The organism is Paenisporosarcina sp. P5_A11 (assembly GCF_056400705.1).
The window spans coordinates 1-6,931 of the sequence record NZ_JBFUKT010000171.1; the positions used below are offsets into that span (position 1 = coordinate 1).

The following is a 6,931-nucleotide window of genomic DNA, read 5'->3' on the forward strand; positions in this document are numbered from 1 at the left end:
ACCCTCACAAAACACTGTAAATATAGTGTGTTCATTAACTCCTGGTTTTCTGAACATACCTTAGCGAATGTTTTCTGTGAGGAAGATACCTGAACAAGTGATCTCTTTTTCCTAACGTTTCTTTTATGTATCGTTTGAAAGTAAATGGCAAAAATTTGATATGATGTAATTACTAATAGAAAGGAGGAGTATTATGACAAGGAGGAAAAAGAAAGATCCTCTCAGTGAGCTTATTGGGGGTCTTGTAGTATTTGTTCTAGTGGCGGGATACTTAATGACGAAATCCCTTTTCGCTACTGTATCCGTGGGTGTGGTTATTCTTTCTGCCATTTTAATCGTGTACGGATATATGAACGCTGCTAGGCGAAAGAAGATTAATCTTTCAGGTATTTTAGAAGTTGATAAGATGACGGGTATACAATTCGAGAAATTTCTAATGCTGCGTTACAGTTCAATGGGATACATAGTTAAAGAAACGCCCGTTTCGGGAGATTTCGGTGCTGATTTAGTTCTACATAAAAGTTCAAGAAAAATAGTCGTACAAGCAAAACGCTATGCTAAGACTGTTGGACTAAAAGCAGTCCAGGAAGTTTCTTCAGCAAAACCACATTATAAAGCTGATGAGGCATGGGTAGTAACAAATAATTACTTTACAGCAGCTGCGAAACAATTGGCTGCTACTAATAATGTGAGATTAATAAACAGGGATCAATTAATAGAAATTCTGTCTGTAAACGTGCAGCATCTTAAATAACTATATGTACGATGCAGTATCGTTGAGAGATAGGCAAATAAAATAAGAAGTTCACGGTATAGCATCGTGAACTTCTTATTATTAATGCGGATGATTGAAGAGAGCGAAGTCTCTTAAACAATATTCATGAAAAAGAACAATCATAAATTTTGCAAAAGAAAAACACCGACCCTAAAGAAGGATCGGTGTTGGAATTCAGGTGAGTAAAAAAAACACTCTACCTGTTATTCCATCTATTACTGATATTGATAACGCACTCTAAACAATGGGTCGTTTTGCCATACCAACTAACAATGTGACGAAGACCAAAATCTTGGTCTAATCTCTTATCCACTTTTTGTTCCGTTGGATTTCCTTGTGCATCAGGGATATAGCCTTCAGCTTCAAGTATGGTAGCGGTAAATGGTTGGATACTACCTGGTATTTGTATTGTAGTAGCAACTTGTCCACCAGGTACAACACTGAAAGTAGGCATCGGTGCCCAAAGTTCCAAGTTAAATACTTTATCTTCTCCTGGATATAGAGCTAATTCATATTCAAATGTCAGGACAGTAGTTCCAGCTGAATATACCACCGGAGCCAATAGTGTTGTCGACTTCAATACTCGAAATAGTTCATCCATTGCTTGAGCATTGCCTTCTTTTACAGCTGAGTAAATCGCTCTTGCATCTTATTCTTGTTAAAATTACGAGATTTTTGAATGCGTTCAGGAAAAACARTTTCTCCTGCCTTTTCATTGAATGAATGAGACGAATTTAAACTAATAAAGAGGTAAGACCATGTTATAAATACCAACTAATAGAGAGCTTAAATGAGATGTATTAGATAGGAGAGAACAACAGTGACTACTCATTTTATAAAATTAACTGACCCCACCTCAAGCGTTGTAGAAGTTTTTAATCGATGGGAAAACGACCCACATTTAATTCCGTTGACTCGTCCTAACAAAAACAAATCGGAATTGGAACGTAGGAATAATATGACCTTGGATGATTTAAATAAACGCCTGGAAAACCATCATGTCTACCTAATATATCTGAATGACCAGTTGATCGGTGAAATGAACTATATGGTAGATCCGAGCCATCTCTACAAAAAAGAGCCTGGGACTGCCTGGATTGGTATCACAATTGGTGAAAACGAAGGACGGGGAAAAGGTATTGGTTATGTAGCCATTCAATATTTGGAGGAACAGATTAAGAAGGAGGGACTTAAACGTATAGAATTAGGCGTATTTGAATTTAACAAACAAGCCCAGAAGCTCTATCAGAAGCTCGGATACAAGGAAATAGGCAGTATTGACAATTTCACATTTTGGCAAGATAAGATGTGGACTGATATTCGAATGGATAAGTATGTTTAAACCGAAGAGCTACTAATAAGGTTATGGAATACTATTACTTAACTTAAAGATTTATATATTTACACTTAAGGATTGGCGGGAAAAGTATGTTAGATTCGTTTAAAAAGTTGTTTAAACATAAGGACAATACTTCTGATGACAACTATATCTTTGTACCAAAAAGTGAGTTTAACGAAGAACTTAAAAGTAATATCATTGCATTGGAGAAATTAGGAGAACGCTGGAGTACTGTCCTTCAAAGAAAATATGTCACAGAATTTGAAAGCCACGGTAAGCAAAATCTAAGGATTTGGATTTGCAGAGACATTGACGGTGATGAATTTGAAGAATTAACTTCTGAAAACTGTATGGAAAAAGAGTACCGTTCTCAAAGCAATTAATTACGAAGGTCCAAAACATGACGACGAATTTTATGCAGACACTATTTCATTATGGTATTACTATAGCGGATTTCCTAATAGTTCTGGAACATTATTTGATCAATCGAAAAATGAATTAAAAGAAGCCATTGAAGAAGCATTAAAAGTGTTATTAAACTAAATAACTTAGGCTAGTGCCTTCTTCAACCCATATGAAAATTAAATAACTAGCGACGTAAAAATTACAATAAAAGAGAGACATAGCTCAATAATTTTATAAAAAGGTAGTGTCCGTCCTGTTCTTGAATCGAACTTCGAACAGCATATGTATAAATAGGTAATAGGTGATTCGCAACATGTGTTGTTAGTGAATTAGAGGATTATGCCAACTTGATAACGAAATAGAATATACAACAACTTCTTCACTTCCACAAAGATGGAGGCGAATAGTATGAACATTAAATTGAAGTGCAGCTTGAGGAATAGGTTTTATATTAAATTTAAATGAAAAGGAGTTTTTCAATTGAAACAAGCTTTGCTAGTCATTGATGCCCAACAGGAATTAATTGAAGGTAATCAGAATGAAAAAAGTGTTTTTAATAAAGAAAAGCTAGTGGATAATATTAATTTGGTTATTAATAAAGCATTAGAATCAAATTCTTTAATAGTTTTTATAAGAGATAAAGATGTCGCTGAAGGCAAAGGTAAAGKGTTTCAAGTACATGAGGATATTAAAGTCCCCTCTAAATCAGAAATATTTGATAAAAAAGCAACAAATTCATTTTATGGAACGCCATTAATGGGTTATTTAAAGGATAATGAGATCGAACACCTTGTTATCATGGGATGTAAAACAGAACACTGTATTGACACTGCAGTTAGAACTGCAACAGTCAATCATTTTGATGTTACTTTAGTTGGGGATGGCCATTCGACGGCAGATTCTTCAATTCTAGCTGCCGAAAAGATTATAAGTCATCACAATAAAATCCTTCATGGTCATTACAATGTTGACCATTTTTCCGTTGTTCGGACTACTCAAGAAGATTTGTTTCAACCAATCCATGACAATCACCGATAAATAGACTAACGGAGCTCACGAAGACTTCGCCTGATAACGTAACAAAAGAGTCTTATTAACAAACGAGTGCTCGAGTTGAAAATCATTGAACTGCATTAGGGTATTGATGTACCCAAATAGGTTGATGTAGCGATATGACAAAAAACTAAGATAGGACCACGAAATTACAGCTTTCGTCCTTAAGATGGCGCAGCAGTTTAGTTAAATAACGTTTTCTGAGATTTTGTTATGAGAGTATTTTTATATTGGAGGATTTAAACTTGACTCACCTTGCAGTAAAAATGTACGAGTATCATGTTTGGGCGAATCAAACACTTCTTAACAGATTAAAAGAGCTTTCTGATGATGTTTACCGCCAAGAAATTCTAAGCGTTTTCCCTTCTATATCGAAAGTGGTTTCTCACATGTACATCGTCGACCAGCTATGGTTTCATATTATTTCTGGTAAAAACATGCCTGAAGCATTGGAAGTTGAGAAAGAAGCAGGAGAAGGGAAAGGTATTGAAGAAATGGAAAGGTTGTTTTACAACTTATCTAAAAGGATTAAAGAATGTTTAAACCAGCAAGAGGATTTTGAAAAGATGAGGGTTCTTGATATTCCATGGGAAGGGAAACGGGAAACGAGTTTGTCAGAAATGGTTATGCATATTGTAACTCATGCAACATATCATCGAGGTAATATTACATCCATGTTGCGTCAAATGGGTCATGCTTCTGTCACCACAGACTTTACACGTTATTGGTATGCTGACAAAAATGATTTATTTACACCGTCAAATTAACTCATGCTATTTCTTGTTAAGCGAAGGGTGCTTTTGTTGAATAACCAGGAGATCATCATAGACGATTTTTTTTAGTTTACTCCCCCCAAGATAGAATAGATATCTATTTATTGGATAGGACTGATAGATTCATCAAAAGCCAGTCAAATCAACGATGTATATTTGGTGAATATCGGATGAACGGAAGAAAAGAAGAAGTGAGTTTTGATATGGGTTGGTGAGTTTTGTGTAACTACCGTGAAGTAGTTTTATGTCAACTGGGTGTGCATTTTCTATACAATCAATGATTTTCGATTGATTATCCCTAAAAAGGATAAATGGAACTTTTCAGTTATTGGAACGTATTACAAATGACTCTAGTTTCTAACAGAAGGTTAAAATTACCTGGTACTTTTTTGGAGGTACACTGGAAGTAGATTAGTCATCTAATAATAAACGGAGGTTTACGCGTATGGAGGCAACATTTACTGTAAGCAAATGGGAAGAAAAGCCAGTCGATGACACTAAAAAAGATTTCCCTATTAATATTGCCCATGTTGAATATGATATTGACGGTGAATTAAAAGGAAAAGCTTTTGTTGAATATTTATTATATTATTTAGATTCAAACGTAGATGATGATCACTTGGCCACTTCTAAAATTTCCGGATTTCTGTATTTCGAAGGAACTTATAAGGGGAAACGGGGGACATTTACAGCCATAGAGCAAGGAATATTTGATAAAGGAAATTTAGATTCTCCGGCAACAATCATCAAAGCTACTGGTGACTTAGAAACCCTGAAAGGGTCCTATAATTATAAGTTTACAGGTCAAACCAGTAAACTGATTCTAGACTTTGAATTCTAGCAAAATACCGTATAGTTTAGTAAAAAGGGCATCCCCTGTAATACCAGGAATGTCCTTTTCGTCGCACGAGCCAAATGCCACTTGTAGTTAAAGAGCACGGAATGGGTGATGTGTTTTGTTTACAGTAATCGTTCTTTTTTTATTTGCTGGCTTAGCTGAAATTGGTGGTGGATACCTTATTTGGCTTTGGTTAAGGGAAGATAAGTCTGCATAATTAGGACTATTTGGAGGAATTGCGTTAGCTTTATACGGGGTKATTGCTACTWTTCAATCATTTCCTTCTYTCGGTAGAGTTTACGYTGCTTATGGTGGTGTATTTATTATATTGTCTGTCCTYTGGGGATGGGGAATCGATAAAAAAATGCCWGATACATAYGATTGGATWGGTGCTTKGATWTGCTTAATTGGKGTATCTGTYATGTTATTTATTCCTCGCAATTAATTAATAACTCAAAAACGGCACATCCTTGAATTTGCTGGGCATGCCGTTTTTTTATGTGAGCCTTACAATAAAAGCAAAATCAATAATAGAGCAAATACAATCTGGAATAGACCGATTCCTCCGGCATAAGCCGATAACTTCCAGCCGTGCATTGTAAGGTCTTTTATTTTCACACTCATTCCAATCCCCGCCAAAGCGATGATTTCCAAATAGTTTCCGAACCCCTTAATTGAATGTGTAACTGTTCCAGGGAAATATAAAATACTATTCAAACAACATAATATGAAGAACCCTCCGACATACCATGGAACGATTGTACGCCAATGAAAGGTCTCCTGCGTTTTTGGCTGTTCTCCCTTATTAAGTTTGATCTGTTTCATAACAAAAACGACAGCTACCAGAAAGATAATTCGACTGATTTTAAAGACGGCTGCTTGATCCTTTACTGCCTCACCAACGATGCTTCCACTAGCTACTACTTGACCAACAGATTGTAATGTTCCACCTATTAATGCAGACGACCGCAATACATCGTTATGAAAAATCGCATTTGTTATCACTGGTAACATGATCATCAAAACCGTACCCAGCAGATTGACAATCGTAATAGAAACGGCCACATCAGATTCTTTAGCCTGGATAGCTGGTGCAGTCGACGCAATCGCAGATGAACCACAGACCCCATTTCCACTTGCCATCAGCAAACCAAAATCTTCACCGAATCGCAGTTTCTTTCCTAACCAAATAACAAACATAATCGTTCCTGCCATTTGAATGAGAATATAAGCAAGACCTAGCATTCCAATTTCAAATAATGAATTGAATGTTAAGGTTGCTCCTAATAAAACAATGGAAAAGTACAGTAAAATACTTCCCGAAAACTTTTCCCCCGGCTTTAATATGGAATAAGAACCTATTTTTAAATTACCAATTATTATGCCAATTAGAATTGCAAATAAACCACTCCCTAAATTAGGGAAAAATCTTCCGAGTGCTATACCTATCATTGCGATTGCAATACAAGCCAATAGTCCAGGTAAAATGTATACAACTTTTCTCGTCATTTCTCTACCTCACTAAATAGTTTTCTTCCGTTCACGCCCAAAGATTATTTTACCATAGCATGCACTTAATCTAGTTTGGGTACCGCCTAGAATAATACCAACAACAGTAAGGTTTTATTCCTTTTTCAACTAACGAGTACTTAGTTGAAGAACCGGCTTCCTTTACAGGGTAGCTTTCTTATTAAGTAATGAAGTTGAATACTTGATAATTGGTATATTATGTTAATGATGGGTGTAAA

The 6,931-nt window shown here is 35.8% G+C and carries 8 protein-coding genes and 1 pseudogene; 7 read left to right on the forward strand and 2 right to left on the reverse strand.

Translation table 11 applies throughout. The annotated features are described in order from the left end of the window. Positions 1–193: 193 nt before the first annotated feature. A complete protein-coding gene (locus AC1DOS_RS16555; protein ID WP_477538387.1) occupies positions 194–754 on the forward strand; it encodes a restriction endonuclease in 561 nt (186 codons plus the stop codon). A 217-nt stretch (positions 755–971) separates the two neighbouring features. On the opposite strand, the gene AC1DOS_RS16560 is transcribed toward AC1DOS_RS16555, so the two are convergent. After that, on the reverse strand, positions 972–1,376 hold the full coding sequence (locus AC1DOS_RS16560) for a hypothetical protein (protein WP_477538388.1): 405 nt from the start codon (positions 1,374–1,376) through the stop codon (positions 972–974). 219 nt (positions 1,377–1,595) lie between these two features. Here AC1DOS_RS16560 and AC1DOS_RS16565 point away from each other — a divergent pair, with 219 nt between their 5' ends. The 6 genes and pseudogenes from AC1DOS_RS16565 (at position 1,596) to AC1DOS_RS16590 (ending at position 5,628) form a co-directional block, all read left to right on the forward strand. After that, positions 1,596–2,117, forward strand: coding sequence for a GNAT family N-acetyltransferase (locus AC1DOS_RS16565; RefSeq protein ID WP_477538389.1), 522 nt, complete (start codon positions 1,596–1,598; stop codon positions 2,115–2,117). An 86-nt stretch (positions 2,118–2,203) separates the two neighbouring features. Continuing rightward, positions 2,204–2,497: a hypothetical protein gene (locus AC1DOS_RS16570; RefSeq protein ID WP_477538390.1), complete on the forward strand. Its 294-nt coding sequence runs from the start codon at positions 2,204–2,206 to the stop codon at positions 2,495–2,497. A gap of 502 nt (positions 2,498–2,999) precedes the next feature. Then, on the forward strand, positions 3,000–3,557 hold the full coding sequence (locus AC1DOS_RS16575) for an isochorismatase family protein (protein ID WP_477538391.1): 558 nt from the start codon (positions 3,000–3,002) through the stop codon (positions 3,555–3,557). A gap of 260 nt (positions 3,558–3,817) precedes the next feature. Continuing rightward, a complete protein-coding gene (locus tag AC1DOS_RS16580; RefSeq protein ID WP_477538392.1) occupies positions 3,818–4,339 on the forward strand; it encodes a DinB family protein in 522 nt (173 codons plus the stop codon). A 451-nt stretch (positions 4,340–4,790) separates the two neighbouring features. Beyond that, positions 4,791–5,186: a DUF3224 domain-containing protein gene (locus tag AC1DOS_RS16585; protein WP_477538393.1), complete on the forward strand. Its 396-nt coding sequence runs from the start codon at positions 4,791–4,793 to the stop codon at positions 5,184–5,186. 115 nt (positions 5,187–5,301) lie between these two features. Beyond that, positions 5,302–5,628 (forward strand): annotated as a pseudogene (locus AC1DOS_RS16590) (YnfA family protein). A 62-nt stretch (positions 5,629–5,690) separates the two neighbouring features. On the opposite strand, the gene AC1DOS_RS16595 reads toward AC1DOS_RS16590, so the two are convergent. Beyond that, positions 5,691–6,692, reverse strand: coding sequence for a YeiH family protein (locus AC1DOS_RS16595; protein ID WP_477538394.1), 1,002 nt, complete (start codon positions 6,690–6,692; stop codon positions 5,691–5,693). Positions 6,693–6,931 lie beyond the last annotated feature (239 nt).